Below are 22096 nucleotides of genomic sequence, written 5' to 3' on the forward strand. Positions count from 1 at the left end.
TAACTCATGGACTGGCTAACGATTCTCACGACCACCGTCCACGCCGCGATCGGCTGGGAAGTGGTGGTCTACGGCCTCGCCGCGATCGGCGTCAACATCCACTTCGGCTACACGGGCCTGCTCAACTTCGGTCAGGCCGCCTTCATGGCGGTCGCCGGTTACGGCCTGGCGGTGACGATCGTCGTCATCGGCCTGCCGTTCTGGGTCGGCATCCTCGTGGGCCTGGCGGGAGCCGTGCTCCTCGCCCTGCTGCTGGGTGTGCCCACTCTGCGGCTTCGCGCCGACTACCTGGCGATCGTCACGATCGCCGCGGCCGAGATCATCCGGCTCATCTTCCGCTCGGTGGCCTTCAAGGAGACCTTCGGCGGATCCGACGGCCGTCGCGGCTTCAACAACGACTTCTACGCGATCAACCCGTTCCCGCCCGGTCACTACGGCATCGGCCCGTTCGGCTTCAACGAGCGCACCTTCTGGCTGCTCGTCGTCGGCTGGGTCACGCTGGCGGTGTGCTGCGCGGTGGTCTACCTGCTCATGAAGAGCCCGTGGGGCCGCGTGCTGAAGGCCATCCGCGAGGACGAGGAGGCCGTGCGCAGCCTCGGCAAGAACGTCTTCTCGTACAAGATGCAGTCGCTGATCCTCGGCGGCGTCATCGGCGCCCTGGGCGGCTTCTTCTACGGCCTGTACAACGGCTCGGTCCAGCCCGACGTGTTCGGCACCGAGATGACCTTCTTCGCCTACACCATCGTCATCCTGGGCGGCGCGGCCCGCGTTCTCGGGCCCGTCGTCGGCGCCATGGTCTTCTGGGTGCTGTTCGTCTTCATCGGCAACTTCCTGAGCGAGGCGGTCCGGGCGGGGTACATCACGGTCATCACCGAGACGCAGGTCGGGCCCATCCGCTACGCCCTGGTCGGTCTCGGCTTCATCCTGCTGCTCGTCTTCCGGCCGCAGGGCATCTTCGGTGACAAGAGGGAGATCGCACTCGATGCCCGATAACCAGACGACCACCCGCAAGGCCGCCGCGCTGGCCGCCTTCCAGGGGCTGGAGCACGAGCCCGGCGTGGCCAAGCCCGACGCGATCCTGACCGCCGACAACGTGGTGAGGCGCTTCGGCGGCCTGACCGCCGTCGACGTCGGGCACGTCGAGATCCAGCGCGGTTCCATCACCGCGCTGATCGGCCCCAACGGCGCCGGCAAGACCACGTTCTTCAACCAGCTCACCGGCTTCGACACCGCCGACGCCGGTTCGTGGACCTTCAACGGCAAGGCCATGAACGGAGTGCCGGCGCACAGGGTCGCCCGTTCCGGCATGGTCCGCACCTTCCAGCTGACCAAGGCGCTGTCGAAGCTCACCGTCATGGAGAACATGCGGCTGGGCGCGCAGGGCCAGAAGGGCGAGAACTTCTTCCGCGCCCTGATCCCCGGCTCGTGGCGCGCCCAGGAGGACGAGATCACCAAGCGCGCCGAGGAACTCCTGGTGCGCTTCAAGCTCGACGCCAAGAGCGAGGACTTCGCGGGCAGCCTCTCCGGCGGCCAGCGCAAGCTCCTGGAGATGGCGCGGGCGCTGATGGTCAACCCCGAGCTGGTCATGCTCGACGAGCCCATGGCGGGCGTCAACCCGGCGCTCACCCAGTCGCTGCTCGGCCACGTCAAGGACCTGCGCGAGCAGGGCATGACGGTGCTGTTCGTCGAGCACGACATGGACATGGTCCGCGACATCAGCGACTGGGTCATCGTCATGGCCCAGGGCGCCATCATCGCGGAGGGCCCGCCGGACTCGATCATGTCCGATCACCGGGTGATCGACGCCTACCTGGGCGCCCACCACGACGCGCCGCTGTCGGAGGAGGAGCTGCAGCAGCAGCTGCACGAAGCCGAGGCCGCTCTCGAGGCCGAGGCCGCTGAGGAGGAGGCCGCCAAATGAGCTCCGCACCCGAGTCCAAGGCGGCGGTCATCGACCGCAGCACCCACCTCAGCGGCGCAGAGGGGGCGGTCCTGCGCTGCGACGAGCTGATCGCCGGCTACCTGCCGGGGGTCAACATCCTCAACGGCTCCGACCTCTACGCCCAGCAGGGCGAGCTGATCGGCATCATCGGCCCCAACGGCGCCGGCAAGTCCACGCTGCTCAAGGCCATGTTCGGCCTGGTCAACGTGCGCCGGGGCACCGTCAAGCTCAACGGTGAAGACATCACCAACATGAAGGCGCACTCGCTGGTCTCCCGTGGCGTCGGCTACGTCCCGCAGACCAACAACGTCTTCCCGAGCCTGACCATCGAGGAGAACCTCGAGATGGGGGCCTTCCAGCAGCCCAAGAGGTTCAAGGAGCGCTTCGACTTCGTCGCCGAGCTCTTCCCCGCCCTCATGGAGCGCCGCAAGCAGCGCGCGGGCTCCCTGTCGGGCGGTGAGCGGCAGATGGTGGCGATGGCCAGGGCGCTCATGACCGAGCCGTCGGTGCTGCTGCTCGACGAGCCGTCGGCCGGCCTGTCGCCCAAGCTGCAGGACCTGGTGTTCATCCAGGCCCAGCAGATCAACAAGGCGGGCGTCACGGTCATCATGGTCGAGCAGAACGCCAGGCGCTGCCTGCAGATCTGCCACCGCGGCTACGTGCTGGACCAGGGGCGCAACGCCTACTCCGGCACCGGCAAGCAGCTCGCCAACGACCCCAAGGTCATCGAGCTCTACCTGGGCACGCTCGCGCGCGCCTGACCTTCGCACCGCTCTGAAGGGGTACGGCCAGCGGGCCGTGCCCCTTTAGTGTGGGTTCGTGAGATCTTTTCTGGCGTTAGCCGTACTGGTGCTCCTGGCCGGTTGCCAGAGCGAGCCCCCTCCCAAGTACAGCAGCAACAACAACACCGACTCCCCCTGCGCCCGCGTCGTGTCGGCCATCGGCTACGCCGAGCTGATGCTGGAGCCGAAGGGCCGGGAGGAGAGCCAGAACTTCGAGGCCGCGGTGCTCGGGCGCATCGCCGAGACGCGGGGCATCAACGCCGAGTTCGGCGGGCGGCTGCCCGCCGGGGCGCAGGCCGCGGCCGGCGAGGTGGAGCGCACGGCCGCCGGGCTGGCGACCGCCGACATCCCCCGCGACAGGCAGGTGGAGCTGCTCAAGCGGTATCGGGCGGCCACCGACGAGATCAGGAAGCACTGCGCTGGCACGTGAAAAAGCCCCCGGCCGTGACGGCCGGGGGCTGTTTCGTCGTGCTCAGGTGGACTTAGCCGGCGATGTTGCCCGTGCGGTAGTCGACCTTGTCGGTGAGGGTGTTGTCCTCGCCGTAGGTGTAGATGCCGATGGTGGCGACGGCGGGGTCACCGACCTCGTCGAACTCGATCGGGCCGGACAGACCGTCGTAGTCGATGTCCTTACCGGCCTTCAGCAGCTCGACGCAGGTCTTGAAGTCCTTGCACTTCTCGCCGCCCTTGGAGACGTTGATGAGCTCCTTGGCGACGTCGACGCCCGCGTCGGACTTGGCGGCCTCGGCGGCCAGGGCGATGAGGTTGGCGGCGTCGTAGGACTCGGCCGCGTAGTTCCAGTCCTTCAGGTCCGGGTTGATGGCCAGGGCCTTCTTCTGGAACTCCTCCGGAGCCGCGGCGCCGGGCTGGGTGCCCTTGACGCCGGTCAGCGTGCCCTTGGGCATCTTGACGTAGTTCGTGTTCGACAGGTTGCCGTCGACCATGTACCACTTGTGCTTGTCGGCGGTCAGACCCTGCTTGACGAGCTCCTGGATGACCTTGGCGGTCTCCTCGAAGCCGATGAGGGCGATGGCCTTCGGGTTCGCGGCCTTGATCTTGGCGATGTCCGCCGAGAAGTCCGCGGCCTTCGGGTCGTAGTCGACACGGGCGACGACCTGGCCACCGCCGGCCTCGACGGCCTTGGTGGTGTTGTCGGCCAGGCCGGTGCCGTAGGAGTCCTGCATGGCCATGATGCCCACGGTGTCGCTGCCGTCGGCCAGGATCAGGTCACCGAGAACGCGGCCCTGGAGCTTGTCCGGCGGGGCGGCGCGGAAGTACAGGCCCTTGTCCTCGATCGTGGTGAAGCTGTCCGAGGTGTTGGCGGGCGAGAAGTGGATCACGCCGGCGCCGGTGATCTTGTCGATCACGGACTCGGACACCGAGGACGAGGCGGCGCCGATGATGGCGTCGGCCTTCTGCGCGAGCAGCTTGTCGACCGACTGCGAAGCGATGTTCGTGGTCGTGTCACCGGAGTCGGTGTGGATCTTCTCGACCTGCTTGCCGAGAACACCACCGGCCTCGTTGATCTCCTGAACAGCGACGTCGACGCCGGCGAACTCGGGCGGGCCGAGGAAGGCGAGCGAGCCGGTCTGGGGCAGCAGCGTGCCGAGAATCAGCGTGCCGTCACCCTTGGCAGGCGCAGCGGCCGAGGTGGCGGGCGCCGCGCTGCCGGTGTCGGTGGCCGCGGGTGGGTTGGCGGTGGTTCCCCCGCCGCCACACGCCGCCAGGGCGAGGCTCGCCGCAGCCGCGACGGCCAGCGCGCGCCCGAGAGGGGCAATGCGGATCATGAAATGTCTCCTCCATCCAGGCCCGGGAGAGGTCAGCACCGCCGACGGTTCCCGATCGAATGACGGAAACGTACAAAACTCCTGCTGATCTGGGCCAGAGTCCTGGAAGAACTGTCGGCACTTGGATGCGGAGTCGTAATCACTCCTCAACTTACGAGAGTGAAGGTCAGCCCTAATGTGCGAGGGGTGAAGCGTGTACTGATGGTGATCCTGACAGTCGCCGCCTGTTCCGCACAGCCCGATACGACCGCGAAAACCCCGCCGTCCACGGACCCGCCGGTCGGAGTCACCGTCGGTCTGGGGCAGTGGCGGATGGACGAGCCCGTCCACCGCTTGCAGGCGGCGGTTAAAAATTCGACCGACATTCCCATCTATTTCGCTGATGTCCAGCTCGTCAGCGATTCGTTCGAGATCGTGCCGCCCGCGCGCACCGACGCGACGCTCCGCCGTACGAAGCGAACCGACCTCAAGATGCCGTACGGCGCAGCCAGATGCCGTCCCGACGGAGTCCCGCCGCTCCAGCCCGCCTCCGTGGTCGCGCACATCCGCGTCGGCGACCAGCCGCTGCGCAAGGTGATCTTCCCGGTGCCGCACCCCGACCCGCTGCTCCAGCGCCTCCTGCGCGACGAGTGCCAGGCCTACCTGGTCAAGCAGGTCGTCGATCTCAGCTTCGGGTCCGAGTGGACCCGCAAGGGCGAGGAGCTGCACGGCACGCTCCAGGTGAGCAGGCGCACCGGCGCCGACCCCGTGACCGTGGTGTCCGTCGACGGCACCACCCACTACCAGATCAGCGCGCCGAAGTCGGTGCTCAAGGGCACCGAGCAGCGGCTCGAGGTGCCCGTGGTGGTGCTGCCCGGCCGCTGCGACCCGCACGCCTTCGCCGAGGCCAAGAAGGCCTACCTGTTCCCCGTCCGGGCCGCGCTCGGCCAGGACGAGGCCAAGGTCGTGATCGTCGTGCCCGACGAGCAGAGCCAGCGGGTCATGCTCGACTACGCCAAGGAGGTCTGCGGGCTGCCGTAGCCGCGCCTCAGCCGTTCTGGGCCGCGTCGTCGATGACGAGCTGGGCGACTTCCTTCATGCTCAGCCTGCGGTCCATGGAGGCCTTCTGGATCCAGCGGAAGGACTGCGGCTCGCTCCAGCCGTGCTTGGCCATGAGCAGGCCCTTGGCCCGCTCGACCAGCTTGCGCGTCTCGAGCTGGCCGCTGAGGCTGGAGACCTCCTGGGCCAGCGCCACCATCTCCTCGTGGCGGCTGACCGCCATCTCGATCGCCGGGACCAGGTCGGCCTTGGTGAAGGGCTTGACCAGGTAGGCCATCGCGCCGGCGTCCCTGGCCCGCTCGACCAGGTCGCGCTGGGAGAAGGCGGTCAGGATCAGGCACGGCGCGATCCGGTCGGCCACGATGCGCTCGGCCGCCGAGATGCCGTCGAGAATGGGCATCTTCACGTCGAGGATGACCAGGTCGGGGCGGAGCTCGGTGGCCAGTTTGATCGCGCTCTCGCCGTCGCCGGCCTCGCCCACGACGACGTAATCCTCCTCCTGGAGCATCTCCTTGAGGTCAAGGCGGATCAGGGCCTCGTCTTCCGCGATCACTACTCGCCGCTGCGTACTCACGAGCGCAAGAGTACCGAGGTCCGCTAGATTAGAGCGAGGCCGGAGCCCCCGTGGATCTGATCGACGGTAAGCTGACGGCAACCAACGGGGAAAATCCCCTTGCCCTGGTACTCCAACGGCAGAGAGAGCGCTCTCAAACAGCGTCAAGTGTGGGTTCGAATCCCACCCAGGGCACCCAGTATTTTGGGCACGTGACTGCTTTCGATCCCACCGTGACCGGCGCCTACGGCACGGGCCTCGCCACCATCGCCGCCGACGGCACCGTCCTCGACACCTGGTTCCCCGCTCCCGAGCTGGGCGAGCCGTCCTTCGTCGGCACCGAGCGCCTGGCCGCTGGCGACGAGCGCGCCGCCGAGTTCGCCGAGCTGGCGGGCCCCGACCCGGCGCGCGGCGTCGAGGTCGTGGTGGTGCGCACGGCCATCGCCAAGCTGTCCGAGCCGCCCGCCGACACGCACGACGCCTACCTGCGCCTGCACCTGCTGTCGTCGCGCCTGGTGCGTCCCCACGGGCTGAGCCTCGACGGGATCTTCGGCCTGCTCGCCAACGTCGTGTGGACCAGCCACGGGCCGTGCGCGGTGGACGGCTTCGAGCGGACCAGGCTGCGCCTGCGCGCGCGGGGTGCCGTGGCCGTCTACGGGGTCGACAAGTTCCCCCGCATGGTCGACTACGTCATGCCGTCCGGGGTGCGCATCGCCGACGCCGACCGCGTACGGCTCGGCGCGCACCTGGCCTCGGGCACGACGGTGATGCACGAGGGCTTCGTCAACTTCAACGCCGGCACGCTGGGCGCCTCCATGGTCGAGGGTCGCATCTCGGCGGGCGTGGTCGTGGGTGACGGCTCCGACGTGGGCGGCGGCGCCTCGATCATGGGCACGCTGTCGGGAGGCGGCAAGGAGGTCATCTCCGTCGGCGAGCGCTGCCTGCTGGGCGCCAACTCGGGCATCGGGATCTCGCTGGGCGACGACTGCGTGGTCGAGGCCGGGCTCTACGTGACGGCGGGCACCAAGGTGGCGCTGCCCGACGGGCGCGTCGTCAAGGCCAAGGAGCTGTCGGGCGGCAACGGGCTCCTGCTGCGCCGTAACTCGCGCAGCGGCGCCGTGGAGGCCGTGCAGCGCCAGGGCACCGGGATCGAGCTCAACGCGGCCCTGCACGCCAACTGAGGCCCTCCCAGGGCCGACCTGGGCTCACGACGCCGGGCCGCCCGGGGCGATCAGGCCGGTCTCGTAGGCGACCACCACGGCCTGCACGCGGTCGCGCAGGCCGAGCTTCGACAGGATGCTCGCGACGTGCGTCTTCACCGTGGCCACGCTGAGCGTCAGCCGGTCGGCGAGCTCGGCGTTGCTCAGGCCGGTGGCCAGCAGGCGCAGCACGTCCAGCTCGCGCGCCGTCAGCTCCGACAGGTCGCGGTGGAGGTCGGGCCGGGCGTTGTCGCGGCGGGCGAACCGCTCGACCAGGCGGCGGGTGATGGTGGGCGCGAGCAGGGCGTCCCCCGAGCGCACGAGGCGCACCGCCGCCACCAGGTGCTCCGGAGTGACGTCCTTGAGCAGGAATCCGCTCGCTCCCGCCGCCAGCGCGGCGTACACGTAGTGGTCGAGGTCGTAGGTCGTCAGGATCAGCACGCGGGTGCCCTCGGCGCCGCCCGCGAGGATCCGCCTGGTGGCCTCCAGCCCGTCCATCTGCGGCATCCTGATGTCCATGAGCACGACGTCGGGCCTGCTGCGGCGGACGGCGGCGATGGCCTCCTCTCCGTTGGCGGCCTCGGCGGCGACCTCGATGCCGTCGGCCGCGAGGATCATGCGGAAGCCGGTGCGCACCAGGGCCTGGTCGTCGGCGATGACGACGCGCAGCCGTCCGGTCATGGGGTCCTCCACGGGACACGGGCCTTGATCAGGAATCCGCCGCCCGCCGTGCTTCCGGCGTGCAGGGTGCCACCGTAGACGGCGAGCCGTTCGCGCAGGCCGATCAGCCCCCTGCCTCCCCCGGCGCGTGGGCCGGCGGTCCGCGTTCCGCCGGTGTCGCTCACCCGGATCTCCAGCCAGTCGCCCTCGTGGCCGATCGTCACGGACGCGGCGGCCCCGGCGGCGTGCTTGATCGTGTTGGTGAGGGCCTCCTGCACGACGCGGTAGGCGGCGAGGTCGACCCCGGGCGGCAGCGGAGCGGGCGGCGACCCCGTGACGCGCACCGGCACCCCGGCGGCGCGCACCCGCTCGACCAGCTCGCCGAGCTGGTCGAGCCCCGGCTGCGGCGCCAGCCCGTCGGCGGGCCCGTCGAGCCGCTCGCCGCCGGGACCGGCCAGCAGGCCCATCACGTTGCGCAGCTCGGACATGGCGGCCCGGCCGCCGGACTCGATGGCGAGCAGCGCCTGTTTCGACTGCTCCGGCTCGTCGTCCATGATCTTGCGGGCGGCGCCCGCCTGGATGACCATGACGCTGACGTTGTGCGTGACGACGTCGTGGAGCTCGGCGGCGATCCGCGAGCGTTCCTCCGCGACGGCCCTGCGCATGGCGTCGGCCTGCGCCTGCTCAAGCTCGGCGAACCGGTTCCTGCTGGCTCCGAGCTGCCGCCGCCAGACGTGCACGAAGCTCCCGGCGGCGCCGACGCCCAGCAGGACAACGAAGGGGCCCATCCAGTCCGGCAGGGCGGGTGCGACGTCGCGGAAGGCGCCGCCGGCCAGACCGGCCGCGAGCACGAGGCCGCCCACGGCCAGGAACCGGTTACGGCCGTGTGCCGCTGCGCCGTACGCCGCGACGGCGCAGGTCAGCACCGTGATCCAGGTCGCCGCCTGGTGAGTGGCGAGCGCCGCGGCCATCACCGCCCAGAAGGTGACGAGCGGGAACCGCCGCCGCGCCGCCAGCGGCAGCGCCGTCAGCGCCACGAGGATCTCGGGCGGGTCGTACGGCCGGGCGCCGGACGACGCCGGGTCGGGGGGCGGGAACGGGACGTCGGGAGCCGGCGGGGCGCCGATCGGAGGGTCGGGCAGCGGCGGGGAGTCCGGAGGGGCCGGGGAGGCGGGGCGCAGCTGTAAGTAGTCGAGCACGTCGGGGTGGTCGGCGACCGGGCCGATCGCCGGGTGCCTCGACGCGACGGCGAGCGCGACGACGGTCAGGACCACCGCGACCGCCGCGTCGGCGGCCAGCGCCCGGCGCGAGGGCCGGGCGGGTCCTTCGCCGCCCGGCGGCCTCCCGCGTCCGCCGCCGAGGTCGAGCAGATGCCGCCACCAGGGCGGCCGTTCGCCGGTCTCCACGCGCCCATTGTCACGCCCGCGCCGTCGTTACCGCATCGGCCGCCGTGACGAGCCTCACGGCCTCCGGGAGTAGGTCGCAGGGATGACCTCGCGGCCCTTCGTCCTCGCGGCGGAGGCGATATCGCTTCGGCGGCCGAGGCGTCCCCGCGGGGGCCGCGCCTACGGTCGAGACCCCCGACGAAGCGGTTCAGGAGGACATCGCGTGACCTCTGTCCTGGAAGCCCAGGCCCTGGGCAAGAAGTACGGCAGGCGCTGGGCCCTGCGCGACTGCACCATCGACATCCCGGCCGGGCGCGTCGTCGGCCTGGTCGGCCCCAACGGCGCGGGCAAGACGACACTGCTCAAGCTCGCCGCCGGGCAGCTAGAACCCACCGCCGGCGCGATCACCGTGCTCGGCGGCCGGCCGGGGCACGCGCCCGCGCAGCTGGCCAAGGTCGGGTTCGTCGCCCAGGGCACCCCCGTCTACAACGCCCTGACCGTCGCCGACCACCTGCGCCTCGGCGCGAAGCTCAACCCCCGCTGGGACGCGCCCCTGGCCCGGGAACGCGTCGAGCGGCTCGGCCTGGCGCGCGGGCAGCAGGCGGGCCGGCTGTCCGGCGGGCAGCGTGCCCAGCTCGCCCTGACCCTGGGCCTGGCCAAGCGGCCGGAGGTGCTGATCCTCGACGAGCCGGTCGCCTCGCTCGACCCGCTGGCCCGCCGCGCCTTCCTGCACGAGCTGACGGAGGCGGCCGCCGCGCACGCGCTGAGCGTGCTGCTCTCCTCCCACCTGGTCTCCGACCTGGAGCAGATCTGCGACTACGTGATCGTCCTGGCCGGCTCGCGCGTGCAGGTGGCCGGGGAGGTGGGCCGGCTGCTGGCCGCCCATCCCCGCCTCGGGCTGGAGGACCTCGTGCTGGCCTACATGGACGGCAGCGCGGTCGCGGAGGTGCGGCGATGATCTGGCTCACCTGGCGCCAGTTCCGCGGCTCGGCCACGATGACCGCCGCGGTCCTCGCCGTCCTGGCCACCGCCCTGGCCCTGACCGGGCCGGAGCTGGCCGCCGCCTACGCCGCCGGGATCGAGGAATGCGTCCCCGACGGCACCTGCATCGACTTCTTCGACCGGTTCTTCGCCGGGCACGACATCGCCTTCTTGGCCCTCACCCTCGTCGTGCTGGTCGTGCCCGCGCTCGTCGGGCTCTTCTGGGGAGCGCCGCTGGTCAGCCGGGAGCTGGAGGCGGGCACCCACCTGCTCGTGTGGAACCAGAGCGTCACCCGCGGCCGCTGGCTGGCGGTCAAGCTCGGGCTCGCGGGCCTGGCGGCGATGACCGCCGCCGGGGTGTGCGGCCTGGCGGTGACCTGGTGGTCGGCCCCGCTGGACCGCTCGGCCGTTCCTGAGATGGCGCAGATGGCGCCCGTGGTGTTCGGCGCGCGCGGCATCGCCCCGATGGCGTACGCGGCCTTCGCGTTCGTGCTCGGCGTGACCGTGGGCATGCTGGTGCGCCGCATGCTGCCGGCCATGGCCCTGACGCTGGTCGCCTTCGCCGCCATCCAGCTCGCCATGCCGATGCTCGTCCGCCCGCACCTGATGCCGCCGGCCAGCGGGACCTTCGAGCTCGGCAGGGAGAACCTCGACGGCATCGGCGCGCCGCAGGGCGGGTCGCTGCAGGTCTTCCTGAGGACCTCGGCCGTTCCCGGGCACCCGGGTGCCTGGGTGCTGTCGAGCAGGCTGGTCGACCAGGCCGGCCGTACGGTCTCGGCCAGCGACGGAAGCTCGGGACCGTCGTCGACGATCGTGCGCGCCGTCCCGGTCTCCACGACGTCCGGGCCCTGCTCGCCGCAGGCGTTGTCCGGCGGCGGGTGCACGGCCGAGATCAACCGGCTCGGCTACCGGCAGCAGGCGACCTACCACCCGCTGGAGCGGTTCTGGGCGTTCCAGTGGATCGAGAGCGGGATCTACGGCCTGCTCACCCTCGGCCTCACGGGCTTGTCCTTCTGGTGGATCAGGAGGCGCCTGTCATGACGATCGCCAGAACCGTGGTGGCGGCGCTGGTGCTCGTCCTGGCGGCGGCCTGCACGGCGCCCGCGCCGCCGCGCGCCGAGGCGGGAGCGCAGTCCGGCACGGCCTGCGCTCCGCCGGGAGCCGCGCCGGGCGCGGAGACGGCCACCACGATCGACGTGATCGGGCAGGCCTACCGCTGCATCCTCGGCAACCACTACGGCGGCGCCACCCTCGACTCCCGCCCGCTGCTGGTCGCCGCCTTCGCCGCCCTGGCCAGGGAGCTCGACCGGGCCGGACACGACGTGCCCGAGGCGGTCATGCCCGCGCTGAGCGGCGACCGCACGGCCGACTGGGCCGCCTTCGAGGCCGCCTACCGGAAGGTCACCGCCCGTGTCACAGAACGTGTCACCGGCCGTGCCGCCGGCCGTGTCACCGATCAGGTGCCCGGCCTGCGCGACAAGCTGGCGGTCGTCACCCTTGAGGCGCTCGTGGCCGCGCTCGGCGACAACCACGCCTCCTGGACGCGCCAGGCACCGCGCCCGCCCGGCTTCTACGACGGCGATGGCTACGGCCTGGGCCTGGAGGCGAGCGTCAGTGGCATGCAGGCCTCCGGCGACCTGGTCGACGCCGCGCCTCCGCTGTTCGTCACCGCCGTGCAGGGAGGCGCGGCCCGGGCCGCCGGGCTGCGGCCGGGCGACGTCATCGAATCGATCAACGGCTCGGCGCCCTTCGCCGACGGGCGCGCCTCCCCCGCCCTGACCGCCCTCTATCCCGCCTATCCAGAGGCTCGGCCGGTACGGCTGCGCCTGCTGCGGCAGGGCGCCAGCCGGAGCGTGACGCTCAAGCCCGGCCTCTTCCCACGCGACCTGGCGAGCCTGCAGGTGGTGCGATCCCGGCTGATGGACGACGTCGCGTACGTGAAGATGACCGGATTCGCCCCCGACTCCGCCAACCGGGTCCTGCGGGCCGTCACCAGGATGCGCGCCGGCCGCACGCTGTCCGGCGTCGTGCTCGACCTGCGCGGCAACGGCGGCGGCAGCCCGGTGGAGGCGACGCGGCTGCTGAGCGCGTTCGTCCACGGCAGGAACACCGCCTACCAGTGCACCGCCGACGGCGCCTGCCAGACGACGCCGACCGACGACACCGTCGAGCTGCTCCGCCTGCCGCTCGTGGTGCTCGCCGACCGCGGCTGCGCCTCGGCCTGCGAACACTTCGGCGCCGCCGTCAAGGACCTGCGCCTCGGGCCGCTGGTCGGCACCAGGACCGCCGGACTGGTCTCCGGTCCCGCCCGGACGTACCTGCTCGCCAACAACACCTTCCTGAGCCTGCCCTCCCGGCACCACCGCGCGCCGGGCGGCCAGGTGATCGACCGGATCGGGGTGCCGCCCGACCACCACGTGCCCGCGACCCCGGCCGACGCGGCGGCCGGGCACGACGCCGCCCTGGCCAAGGCGCTGTCCTTGCTGCCCGCGTGAAGGGATCCGTGACTCGCCATGAGAAGACTTCTGATCGTCGCCGCGGGGCTGGCCGTCCTGACCGCCTGCTCCGCGCCCGCGCCGCCCCGCTCCGCCGTACGGCAGGCGCAGCCGTCGGGTCCGGTCACGTTGCCCGCCCCCACGGGTCCCCGGCCGGTCGGCACGACGGTCCTGCACCTGACCGACGCCTCGCGTCCCGATCCGTGGAACCTCGACGCCGGCGCCAGGGAGCTCAAGGTCACCCTGTGGTACCCGGCGCAGCGGCGCGACGGCCCGCGCGCGCCGTACATGACGGTCAAGGAGGCCGAGCTCCTGCTGCGAGGCTCGGGCAGCTCCACCGCGCCCGCCGCCACGCTGGCCTTGACCCGCACCCACGCCGTCAAGGACGCCGACCCCGCCGGGCGCGGGCTGCCGCTGGTGGTGCTCTCGCCCGGCTTCACCAAGCCCGCCGGCACGCTCACCTCGCTGGCCGAGGATCTGGCCAGCCGCGGGTACGTCGTGGCGGGCGTCGACCACACCTACGAGAGCTACGCCACGACCCTGGGCGACGGCCGGGTCGCCGAATGCCTGGCCTGCGACAGCGACACCGACCCCGGATTCCGCGCGGCGCTCGTGGGGGTGCGGGCCGCCGACGTCTCGTTCGTCCTGGACGAGCTCGCCTCTCGATGGCCGCACGCGCAGGTGATCGACCGGGGCAGGATCGCGATGGTCGGCCAGTCGATCGGCGGGGCCGGCGCGGTCGCGGTCATGGTCGCCGATCCCCGCGTCCGGGCCGGGATCGACATGGACGGGACCACGTACGCGCGCATCCCTCCTGGCGGGCTGGCGCGGCCGTTCATGTTCCTGGGCTCGCGCGAGCACGTCCCCGGCGGGCGGGACCAGTCGTGGGATCGCGACTGGAAGCTGCTGACCGGGTGGAAACGCTGGATCGTGCTGAAGGACGGCGAGCACCAGTCGTTCACCGACGTCCCCCTGCTGGCGCACGCCATCGGCCTGGAGCCGCTGCCGGGGATGCTGGCGGCGGAACGCGGGGCCGAGCTCACCAGGACGTACGTGGGAGCCTTTCTCGACCTGCACCTGAAGGGGCGCAAGCAGGCTGTCCTGGAGGGGCCGTCGCCTCATCCGGAGGTTCAGGCGTGGAGGGTGGGACGGTAGACGAGCTCCTGGATGTCGCCGTCGAGCGTGCGGTGCTCGATCAGCTCGAGGTCGAAGTCGGCCGCGCCGCCGAAGACGGGGTCCAGCCCGGTCCGGCCGGTGATCACGGGGAAGAGCGTCACCTGGACCCGGTCGACCAGCCCGGCGGCCATCAGCGCCCGGTTCATCGCCAGGCTGCCGTGCGAGCGCAGCGGCACCGCGGACTCCTCCTTGAGCCTGGCGACGACCTCGACGGCGTCGCCGCTCACGATGTCGGCGTCCAGCCCGCCGAGAGGGGCCTGCAGGGTGGTCGACACCACCGTGGCGGGCAGGGTGACCATCCGGGTGACCCACGGGTCGCGGACTTCGGAGTCCTCGGTGCTCTCGGAGAGCATCCGGGCGAAGGCCCGGTAGGTGTTGGCGCCGAAGACCATGCGCTGCTCCTCGCCGTACACCGCCAGGCGGTGGGCCAGGAGCTCGGGACCCTGCTTGCCCCAGTAGCCGGTCCAGTCGCCGGTGGCGGCGCCGAAGCCGTCGAGGCTGGAGAAGACGTCGAAGGTGTAGCTGGCGGTCATGGTGCTCTCCTCGCGGTGACGGTGTGTCAGACATACCGACCAGCGGGGGCGGGGAAACTCACCGGCGACGAGAAAGGTCCCGCCTCGCAAGGCGGGACCTTCGTCGTGAGACTACGGGTGGGAGACCGCGGAGCCGATGGTGTGGACACGCAGCGCGTTGGTCGAGCCCGGGGTTCCGGGAGGCGAGCCGGCCACGATGACGACCTTGTCGCCCTTCTCGACCTTCCCGAGCGCCAGCAGCGACGCCTCGACCTGGCGCACCATGTCGTCGGTGTGGTGGACGAACGGCACGTGGAAGGTCTCCACGCCCCACGTGAGCGAGAGCTGGCCGCGCACGTGCGGGGCGCTGGTGAAGGCGAGCAGCGGGATCGGCGAGCGGTAGCGGGCCAGGCGGCGCGCCGTCTCGCCCGACATGGTGAACGCGCACAGCGCCTTGGCGCCGACGATGGCGCCCACCTCGGCGGCGGCGCGGGCGATGGCGCCGCCGGTGGTCTCGGGAAGCCGGTCGAGGTTGTGGGTCGCGGTGAGCGAAGCCTTCTCGGCGGCGCAGGCGATGCGGTCCATGGTGGCCACGGACTCGACGGGGTGGCTGCCGACGGAGGTCTCGCCGGAGAGCATGACCGCGTCGGCGCCGTCCATGACGGCGTAGGCGACGTCGGAGGCCTCGGCGCGGGTCGGGCGCGGGCTGTGCATCATCGAGTCGAGCATCTGGGTGGCGACGATGACCGGGCGGGCCTTCTCGCGGCACAGCTCGATGATGCGGCGCTGGACGATCGGCACCTCTTCGAGCGGGAGCTCGACGCCGAGGTCGCCGCGGGCGACCATGATGCCGTCGAAGGCCTCGATGATCTCGGGGAGGCGGTCGACGGCCTGCGGCTTCTCGATCTTGGCCAGCAGCGGGAGCCGGACGGCCTCCTGCTCCATGATGTTGCGCACCACGTCGGCGTCGGAGGGGCGGCGCACGAACGACAGGGCGATCATGTCGAAGCCGGTGCGCAGAGCCCAGCGCAGGTCGGCCTCGTCCTTGTCGGTGAGCGCGGGCGCGGAGACGTTGACGCCGGGCAGGTTGAGGCCCTTGTTGTCGGAGATCATGCCGCCGATCACCACGCGGGTGGTGACGCGCTGGCCGTCGACGCGGGTGACCTCCAGGACGAGGCGGCCGTCGTCGACGAGGATGGTGTCGCCGGCGCGCACGTCGTTGGGCAGGCCCTTGTAGGTCGTGGAGACCTGCTCGCGATCGCCCGGGACGTCTTCGGTGGTGACGGTGAACACGTCGCCGAAGCCGAGGCGGACCGGGCCCTCCTCGAACTTGCCCACGCGAATCTTCGGTCCCTGCAGGTCGGCCAGGACGCCTACGCCGCGGCCGAGGTCGGCCGCCACCTCTCTCACCCGGTCGTAGATCTCCTTGTGGAGCTCATGGGTGCCGTGGCTGAGGTTGAAGCGTGCGACGTCCATCCCGGCGGAGATCAGCTCGCGGAGCCGTTCCGGGGAGGAGGTTGCGGGGCCGAGGGTGCAGACGATTTTCGCGCGACGAGTCACAGGTCCTACCTTAATTGGTACAGACCACTTGGCAGTCACCGTCTTCGGAGAACAAAACCAGTCCAGGAGGTCAACACGAGGATCACGACGCCTAGCCGTACCAGATTCGTGTGTTCCGCCGGATAGATCACGCCTTCGATGTAGGTGTCGATGAAACCGCCCGGTTGCAGGCCCGCGAGGCCCGCGTGGTGGCGGCCCCAGTTCTCCACGACGGTGAGCGGGCACTCGACGCCGGTGACGACCGAGACGATCCCCCACGCCGCGACGCCCAGATGCGGCCAGATCAGCCATCTCCAGCGCCAGGCCAGGAAGCCGCCGACGGCCATGAAGGCGAGAAAGAGGAAGTGCACCACCATCGCGGCTTCCCCGATCAGGCGATACAACATAGAGCCGACCCTATGTCGTGGAAAGGACGTTGGCTCGTGAGTCTGGACGCGCTGCGCGAAGCGGCCCGCCTGTCCCCTGACAATCTTCCGCTGCGGCGGCACCTGGCCGGGCAGTTGCTGGCCGCCGGGCTGCTGGCCGAGGCGGAGGCGGAGTTCCGCGCGGTGCTGGTGCTGGCGCCGGGCGACGTGGAGATCACGGTGAGCCTGGCCGAGGTGTTCACCCGGCAGGGCAGGCACAGTGCCGCCCTGGCGGCCCTGGAGCCGCTGCTGCGGCGCCCGGACTGCCCCGCCGCCGCCCTGGTCGTCGCGGCGCGCGCGACGCTGGAGGAGGGCGATGCGGGGCGCGCGGGCGGGTTGTACGGCAGGGCGGTGGCGATGGACGCCTCGCTGGCCGACCCCGAACTGGCCGCCCGGCTGACGATCACCCCGGTCGAGCGGGTCCCCGAGGCGGAGAGGGTGGGAGCCGAGCCGGACGGGCCGGAGCCGCGCCGGTCGGGAGTGACGTTCGACGACGTCGCGGGCATGGACGCCGTCAAGGAGTCCCTCCGCATGAAGCTCCTGCTCCCCCTGCAGCAGCCCGAGCTGTTCCAGGCGTTCGGCAAGCGGGCGGGCGGCGGCGTGCTGCTGTACGGCCCGCCGGGCGCGGGCAAGACGCACCTGGCCAGGGCGGCGGCGGGCGAGCTCGGCGCGTCGTTCGTGGAGGTCGGCCTGGCCGACATCCTGGACATGTGGGTCGGCTCCAGCGAGCGCAACCTGCGCGGCGTCTTCCAGCTGGCCCGGCGCAGCAAGCCGTGCGTGTTGTTCTTCGACGAGGTCGACGCGCTGGCGGCGCGCCGCTCCGACATGCGGGCCGCGCACAACCGGCAGATCGTCAACCAGTTCCTGGCCGAGCTCGACGGCGTCGACGACCGGGCGAACGAGGGCGTGCTGGTGCTGGCGGCGACCAACGCGCCCTGGTACCTGGACGTGGCCTTCCGCCGCCCCGGCCGCTTCGACCAGCTGATCTTCGTGCCGCCGCCCGACGTGTCGGCGCGCGCGGCGATCCTGTCGATCCTGCTGCGCGACAAGCCGCTGGCGCAGATCGACCTCGGCGGGCTCGCGCGGGCGACCGAGGGATTCGTCGGCGCCGACCTCAAGGGCCTGGTGGACCGGGCGGTCGAGGCCAAGCTGCACGAGTCGATCAAGGCGGGCAGGCTGGTGCCGCTGACGATGGCCGACCTGATGAACGCCGCCTCGTCGGTGAAGCCGACGGCGGTGCGGGAGTGGCTGGGCACGGCGCGCAACTACGTGCTGCACGCCAACGAGAGCGGCGCCTGGGACGAGCTGATGCCCTGGATCCGCGACGCGTGGTGAGCATGACGACGCCCGACGAGGCGGTGACAAGGGCCCGCACCCTGATCCAGCTCGGACGGCCCGAGCAGGCCGAGCGCGAGCTGCGCGGCGCGCTGGCCCGCGAGCCGCAGCACGCGGCCTCGCACGCCCTGCTGGCGCTCGCCCTGGTGTCGCAGGGCCATGGCCGGGCCCCTGAGGCGGTCTCCGAGGCCCTGGAGTCGGTACGGCTGGCGCCGCAGTGGTGGTTCGCCCACTACGTCACGGCCCAGGTGCTGATGCGCGCCGGACGGCTGCAGGAGGCGCAGCGCGCGGTCGAGACGGTCCTGTCGCAGCAGCCCGAGTACGCCCCGGCCTGGGAACTGCTGGGGCGCGTCATGCTGAAGCAGGGCCGCTGGCGCGAGGCCGAGCGGGCGGCGCGGCAGGGCCAGGCGCTCGACCCCGAGGACGCGGACGTGGCGCTGGTGCTGGCGGTCGCCCTGGAGGGCGCGGGCGATCGCGCGGCCGCCCGCGAGGCGGCAGGGCGGGCGATCGCGCGGCCGCCCGCGAGGCGGCAGGGCGGGCGATCGCGCTCGATCCCGAGAACTCGAACGCGCACCTGGTGCTGGGACGCACCGCGCTGGCCGTGAACGACGCCAGGACGGCCGCGGGCGCCTTCCGTGAGGTGCTGCGCCTGGACCCGGGCGCCGACCACGCCAGGGACCTGCTGGTGGAGGCGCTCAAACGGGGCAACCCGCTGTACCGGTGGCTGTCCAGGCTGTCGGCCTACCGGGCGAGCTGGCGGCTGATCTTCCTGCTGCCGGCCGTGCCTCCGGTGATCCTGGTGTTCGTGCTGGTCATGCTGGCGCACTGGGCGGCGTGGGTGGCCGAGGCGCTGTCGACGCTGCGGCTGGCGCGCGGGTCGTACACGCGGCTGCTGCTGGAGCGTGGTCACGTGCGGGCGGCGACGCTGGCGGCCGGGCTGCTGCCGGTGGGCGCGGCGGTGCTGGCGGCGGGTGTCGCGGCGGGCGGCGAGCTGCTGCCGACGGCGGGCGTGGCGGTGCTGGCGCTGGTCACGCCCGTGCTGGAGGCCGCCTACACCGGCGGGAGGTCCGCCCGCCGGGTGCTGGCCGGGTGGGCGGCGCTCCTGGCCGCCGCCGTGGTCGCCGGGGTCGTGTCCGGGCTGTTCGGCCTGGTGCTGGCGGCGATGTGGGGGTCGCTGGCGACGATCTGGCTGGCCGTCCCGGTGCGGCGGCTGGTCAGGGCTGGAACGTCGCGGCCTTGAACGCGTCCACGACGCCGCGGCCGAAGAAGCCGTTCCTGGCCTTGTCGCCCTCGCACTTGTGGTCCAGCGGGTAGGAGGCCGGGCAGGCCTTCTGCGTGGCGGTGCCGTACAGGTACTTCTCGACGGTGGCCGGGTCCAGGTGCAGGCCGCCCTGGCCGGGCTTGCCGAAGCGGCTGATGAGCAGGGCGGCGACGCCGGTGGCGTGCGGCGCGGCCATGGAGGTGCCGTCGAGGTACTGGTAGTACGAGCAGGGGCCCGCGGTGCAGTCGCGCACGACCTCGCTGGTGTTCGGGCTGCCGTCGTCGTCGAGCTTGCCGGTGGCGCGCAGCACGTGCTCAGGCGCGGGGGCCAGGATGGAGCGGGTGACCGCGAGGCCGGTGCCGTCGCTGACGTCGCCGCCGGGCGCCGACAGGTCGGTCTGCTCCAGGCCGTAGTCGGAGTAGCCGGCCTTGGTGCCGCTGGGGGCCACGGCCGCGACGGAGATCACGCCCTTGGACTCGGCGGGCACGTTGATGCAGGAGTTGTCGACGCGGCGGGTCTTCTCCCTGCCGGGCGGGTAGTTCGGGCTGCCGGTGTCGGAGCGCGGGTGGCCGAGGTCGGTGGAGCCGTTGCCCAGGGCGCTGATCAGCGTGACGCCCTTGCCGCGGGCGTAGTCGAGGGCGCGCTGCATGCCGGTGACGATGGCGCGCTGCTGCTGGCGCTGCTTCTTGCTGTCGGCCTGGTTGTCGGCGCAGTTGAACAGCCAGGGGTCGACGTAGTAGCTCATGTTGACCACGTCGACGCCGATGTCGGCGGCGTAGGTGAGGGCGTCGAGGCTGGCCTTGAGGAAGAAGAAGCCGGAGTCCTGGCCGGCGCGCAGGTTGACGATCTGCACGTTCGGGGCGACGCCGGCGATGCCGATGCCGTTGACCGGGGCGGCGATCGTGCCGGCCACGTGGGTGCCGTGGCCGTCGTCGTCCACGTCCACGGGGTCCTTGCAGCTCTTGACCTCGCACGGGCCGTCGAGTTCCTCGCCGTCGGCGTCCTTGGGGATGTCGGTGACGAAGTTGCGCGACAGCTCGCGGTTGAAGTTGGGGGCGATGTCGGGGTGCTTGCCGTCGACGCCGGTGTCGATGACGCCGACCAGGACCTTCTTCGAGCCGGGTTGGGCGGCGTTGGCTCGGTCGGCGCCGATCATCTTCATGTCCCACTGGCGGCGGGCCAGCGGCTCGGCCTTGGCGGGGTCGCCGTTGCGCGTCATGGAGGACACGTCGGGCATCCCGGCGGCTGGCACGGCGGCTGGCACGGCGGCGGCGAAGCCGATCACGCCGTCGGTGGAGACTCCGGCCACGGCCGGGTCGCCGTCGAGCCGGTCGGGCAGCGAGCGGTCGCCTTCCGCGACGAGGTAGCCGAGTTTCGGCTCGTCGCTGACGAAGCGTGCGCCCGCGCGCTCCACGGCGGACCTGGCGCCTGCCTGGTCGGCGTAGAAGACCAGGTAGCTGTCGGTGTGCGCCGATCGAGGCGAGGCGGGGGCGCAGGCGAGCATCGAGGCCGCCATCGCCACCGCCATGGCCGCTGCGCCGATCTTGCCCATCTATGCCCCCTTTACTGCCTTAAGACGTGCCACGTCTTGAGATGGTTTGCGCGAAGCACTAAATCCTGACATTTCGGTAAATGCTAGCCCGGTTGGCCGCCGGCCCGCGGCGAGCGCGGCGGCCAGGCACGCCACGGGGATCGCGGGCAGCACGTAACGGTGGTCGAAGTCGAGCACCGCGACCGGCCCCACCAGCAGGGTCATCGCCGCCGCCCACGGCAGCAGCGTGCGGCGCAACCGCAGCGCGCCCGCCACGAGGATGGCCAGCAGCACCGGCCCGCGCAGGTGGGCGGCCTGCTGGTAGGCGATCAGCAGGTCGGCGTACGGCGAGACCGACCGCATCGCGTCGATGTCGGGCGCGTAGTCGCGCCTGAGCCGCTCGACCAGCGGCACGCCGGGCAGGTCCCACCGGCCGTGGGCGAAGCCGAAGGCGGGCGTGGTCCTGTCGGGGTGCGGCTCCGGCGTCCAGTGGAAGGCGATGGAGGTGTCCCTGGCCACGTGCCACAGGTAGTCGAGCGGCTGCGCGGCGATGGCGCGCAGCGCGAAGGCGCGGGCGCGGTCGTTGTTGGCGAAGGCGCCGCCCGGCAGCAGGTTGACGGCCGCCTCCGGGTGCCAGACATATTCGGAGGCCGCGTCGGTCACGGTGCCGTTCGGGCACAGCGCGGCCAGGTCGGCCGGCGGCCTGATCTTCGCGCAGTCGGCGAAGGTCATCGTGCGCGCCCACAACATGACGCCGTCGGCGCCGCTGACGGCGAACCTGCCGTGGTGCGTGCCGTACCAGGCGGCGTAGCAGCCGAGCGGCAGGACGGCGGCGGCGACGAGCGTCAGCAGCGGGCGCGCGCCCCGGCGCCGCAGGAGCAGGACGAGGACCACCACGCCGATCAGCAGCACGCCGATGGTGCGCACCAGGGTGGCGTAGGCCAGCAGCACCCCGGCCGCCAGCGCCGCGCGATGGCCCAGGTCGGTCCGCCACAACAGCACGGACAACGCCGCCACGACCAGGAAGACGAAGAGCGTGTCGGCCAGGATCGCGTGCTCCAGGCGCAGGAACCCCTCGCCGAACAGGCCCGGCACGGTCGCGGCGTTCGCCGCCCAGACGGGCGCGGAGCGGCGCCGGGCCACGGCGTAGACGAGGACGCCGGTGGCGACGCCGATCAGGTGCTGCACCACCGCCACGGCCGCCACGCTGTGCAGCGGCGACAGGGCGCGCAGGAGCAGCGGATAGCCGACCGGCCGCAGCGTCGGCTCGGGACGCAGGTCGAGGGCGATGTCGAGGTAGGAGAACGAGTCGCCCCAGTACAGCCGGGCCGGCGGATAGCCGAGGACGACCGCGGCTCTGACCAGCAGGGCCAGGACGATGATCACGGCGAAGGGGCGATGGCGCGACAGCAGCGAGAGCATCGCCCGATTTCACCGGGACGGACATAACCCCGGCGTTACCACCATGAAAGACAGCATGAAAGGCAGAAGGTCC

Annotated in this window: 22 protein-coding genes and 1 tRNA gene; 14 read left to right on the plus strand and 9 right to left on the minus strand. The window is 71.8% G+C overall.

Annotated elements, in window-relative coordinates; genetic code table 11:
* Window positions 1-6 precede the first annotated feature (6 nt).
* The 4 genes from ACIBH1_RS41000 to ACIBH1_RS41015 are packed head-to-tail and all read left to right on the plus strand — an operon-like array spanning window position 7 to window position 3154.
* On the plus strand, window positions 7-993 hold the full coding sequence (locus tag ACIBH1_RS41000) for a branched-chain amino acid ABC transporter permease (protein WP_397319469.1): 987 nt from the start codon (window positions 7-9) through the stop codon (window positions 991-993).
* The gene (locus ACIBH1_RS41005; RefSeq protein ID WP_397319470.1) at window positions 983-1921 is read left to right on the plus strand and encodes an ABC transporter ATP-binding protein; all 939 of its coding nucleotides are present in this window, start codon (window positions 983-985) and stop codon (window positions 1919-1921) included. Before ACIBH1_RS41000 ends, ACIBH1_RS41005 begins: the two co-directional genes overlap by 11 nt.
* On the plus strand, window positions 1918-2703 hold the full coding sequence (locus ACIBH1_RS41010; RefSeq protein ID WP_397319471.1) for an ABC transporter ATP-binding protein: 786 nt from the start codon (window positions 1918-1920) through the stop codon (window positions 2701-2703). Before ACIBH1_RS41005 ends, ACIBH1_RS41010 begins: the two co-directional genes overlap by 4 nt.
* A gap of 58 nt (window positions 2704-2761) precedes the next feature.
* Entirely contained in the window at window positions 2762-3154 is a 393-nt protein-coding gene (locus ACIBH1_RS41015; protein WP_397319472.1) for a hypothetical protein, read from the plus strand.
* A 52-nt stretch (window positions 3155-3206) separates the two neighbouring features.
* On the opposite strand, the gene ACIBH1_RS41020 is transcribed toward ACIBH1_RS41015, so the two are convergent.
* Window positions 3207-4511 (minus strand): ABC transporter substrate-binding protein, encoded by a 1305-nt coding sequence (locus ACIBH1_RS41020; RefSeq protein WP_397319473.1) that lies wholly within the window; start codon window positions 4509-4511, stop codon window positions 3207-3209.
* Between the two features lie 312 nt (window positions 4512-4823).
* Between ACIBH1_RS41020 and ACIBH1_RS41025 the strand changes: the two genes are divergently transcribed.
* Complete coding sequence (locus ACIBH1_RS41025; RefSeq protein ID WP_397319474.1) at window positions 4824-5531, plus strand: hypothetical protein; 708 nt, start codon at window positions 4824-4826, stop codon at window positions 5529-5531.
* 7 nt (window positions 5532-5538) lie between these two features.
* Here the strand turns inward: ACIBH1_RS41025 and ACIBH1_RS41030 are convergent, their stop codons facing one another.
* Complete coding sequence (locus tag ACIBH1_RS41030; protein ID WP_397319475.1) at window positions 5539-6123, minus strand: ANTAR domain-containing response regulator; 585 nt, start codon at window positions 6121-6123, stop codon at window positions 5539-5541.
* Between the two features lie 101 nt (window positions 6124-6224).
* On the opposite strand from ACIBH1_RS41030, the gene ACIBH1_RS41035 reads away from it, so the two are divergent.
* A tRNA-Leu gene (locus ACIBH1_RS41035) sits at window positions 6225-6297 on the plus strand.
* A gap of 17 nt (window positions 6298-6314) precedes the next feature.
* Window positions 6315-7283, plus strand: coding sequence for a 2,3,4,5-tetrahydropyridine-2,6-dicarboxylate N-succinyltransferase (dapD, locus tag ACIBH1_RS41040; RefSeq protein WP_397319476.1), 969 nt, complete (start codon window positions 6315-6317; stop codon window positions 7281-7283).
* Window positions 7284-7307: 24 nt separating this feature from the next.
* On the opposite strand, the gene ACIBH1_RS41045 is transcribed toward dapD, so the two are convergent.
* Together ACIBH1_RS41045 and ACIBH1_RS41050 are read right to left on the minus strand one after the other, a co-directional pair.
* Window positions 7308-7982, minus strand: coding sequence for a response regulator (locus ACIBH1_RS41045; RefSeq protein ID WP_397319477.1), 675 nt, complete (start codon window positions 7980-7982; stop codon window positions 7308-7310).
* On the minus strand, window positions 7979-9367 hold the full coding sequence (locus ACIBH1_RS41050; RefSeq protein ID WP_397319478.1) for a sensor histidine kinase: 1389 nt from the start codon (window positions 9365-9367) through the stop codon (window positions 7979-7981). The genes ACIBH1_RS41045 and ACIBH1_RS41050 overlap by 4 nt, the downstream gene beginning before the upstream one ends.
* Window positions 9368-9569: 202 nt before the next feature.
* Here ACIBH1_RS41050 and ACIBH1_RS41055 point away from each other — a divergent pair, with 202 nt between their 5' ends.
* Genes ACIBH1_RS41055 through ACIBH1_RS41070 form a run of 4 tightly spaced genes read left to right on the plus strand, consistent with a single transcriptional unit; the run spans window position 9570 to window position 13977 of the window.
* Window positions 9570-10304 carry an ABC transporter ATP-binding protein gene (locus ACIBH1_RS41055; RefSeq protein ID WP_397319479.1) on the plus strand — a complete coding sequence of 245 codons (735 nt, stop codon included), beginning with the start codon at window positions 9570-9572 and terminating at the stop codon, window positions 10302-10304.
* The gene (locus tag ACIBH1_RS41060) at window positions 10301-11368 is read left to right on the plus strand and encodes an ABC transporter permease (RefSeq protein WP_397319480.1); all 1068 of its coding nucleotides are present in this window, start codon (window positions 10301-10303) and stop codon (window positions 11366-11368) included. Before ACIBH1_RS41055 ends, ACIBH1_RS41060 begins: the two co-directional genes overlap by 4 nt.
* Complete coding sequence (locus ACIBH1_RS41065) at window positions 11365-12822, plus strand: S41 family peptidase (protein ID WP_397319481.1); 1458 nt, start codon at window positions 11365-11367, stop codon at window positions 12820-12822. The genes ACIBH1_RS41060 and ACIBH1_RS41065 overlap by 4 nt, the downstream gene beginning before the upstream one ends.
* Before the next feature lie 18 nt (window positions 12823-12840).
* Window positions 12841-13977: an alpha/beta hydrolase family protein gene (locus ACIBH1_RS41070; protein ID WP_397319482.1), complete on the plus strand. Its 1137-nt coding sequence runs from the start codon at window positions 12841-12843 to the stop codon at window positions 13975-13977.
* Here the strand turns inward: ACIBH1_RS41070 and ACIBH1_RS41075 are convergent.
* From ACIBH1_RS41075 to ACIBH1_RS41085, 3 genes are all read right to left on the minus strand, one after another.
* Entirely contained in the window at window positions 13953-14531 is a 579-nt protein-coding gene (locus ACIBH1_RS41075; protein ID WP_397319483.1) for a dihydrofolate reductase family protein, read from the minus strand. The genes ACIBH1_RS41070 and ACIBH1_RS41075 overlap by 25 nt on opposite strands.
* A gap of 111 nt (window positions 14532-14642) precedes the next feature.
* Window positions 14643-16070, minus strand: coding sequence for a pyruvate kinase (gene pyk, locus ACIBH1_RS41080; protein ID WP_397319484.1), 1428 nt, complete (start codon window positions 16068-16070; stop codon window positions 14643-14645).
* A 35-nt stretch (window positions 16071-16105) separates the two neighbouring features.
* Entirely contained in the window at window positions 16106-16456 is a 351-nt protein-coding gene (locus tag ACIBH1_RS41085) for a DUF2784 domain-containing protein (protein ID WP_397319485.1), read from the minus strand.
* 36 nt (window positions 16457-16492) lie between these two features.
* Between ACIBH1_RS41085 and ACIBH1_RS41090 the strand changes: the two genes are divergently transcribed.
* From ACIBH1_RS41090 to ACIBH1_RS41100, 3 genes are read left to right on the plus strand one after another with little or no spacing between them, the layout of a single operon-like run.
* A complete protein-coding gene (locus ACIBH1_RS41090; RefSeq protein WP_397319486.1) occupies window positions 16493-17809 on the plus strand; it encodes an ATP-binding protein in 1317 nt (438 codons plus the stop codon).
* 2 nt (window positions 17810-17811) lie between these two features.
* Window positions 17812-18414, plus strand: a complete 603-nt coding sequence (locus ACIBH1_RS41095; protein WP_397319487.1) for a tetratricopeptide repeat protein — start codon at window positions 17812-17814, stop codon at window positions 18412-18414.
* A complete protein-coding gene (locus ACIBH1_RS41100; RefSeq protein WP_397319488.1) occupies window positions 18387-19049 on the plus strand; it encodes a hypothetical protein in 663 nt (220 codons plus the stop codon). Before ACIBH1_RS41095 ends, ACIBH1_RS41100 begins: the two co-directional genes overlap by 28 nt.
* On the opposite strand, the gene ACIBH1_RS41105 is transcribed toward ACIBH1_RS41100, so the two are convergent.
* Both ACIBH1_RS41105 and ACIBH1_RS41110 read right to left on the minus strand, forming a co-directional pair.
* Window positions 19024-20622, minus strand: a complete 1599-nt coding sequence (locus ACIBH1_RS41105; RefSeq protein WP_397319489.1) for a S8 family peptidase — start codon at window positions 20620-20622, stop codon at window positions 19024-19026. The genes ACIBH1_RS41100 and ACIBH1_RS41105 overlap by 26 nt on opposite strands.
* Window positions 20623-22023 carry a hypothetical protein gene (locus tag ACIBH1_RS41110; RefSeq protein ID WP_397319490.1) on the minus strand — a complete coding sequence of 467 codons (1401 nt, stop codon included), beginning with the start codon at window positions 22021-22023 and terminating at the stop codon, window positions 20623-20625.
* Window positions 22024-22096 lie beyond the last annotated feature (73 nt).

This window comes from Nonomuraea sp. NPDC050663 (genome assembly GCF_044456985.1).
GTDB lineage: Bacteria > Actinomycetota > Actinomycetes > Streptosporangiales > Streptosporangiaceae > Nonomuraea.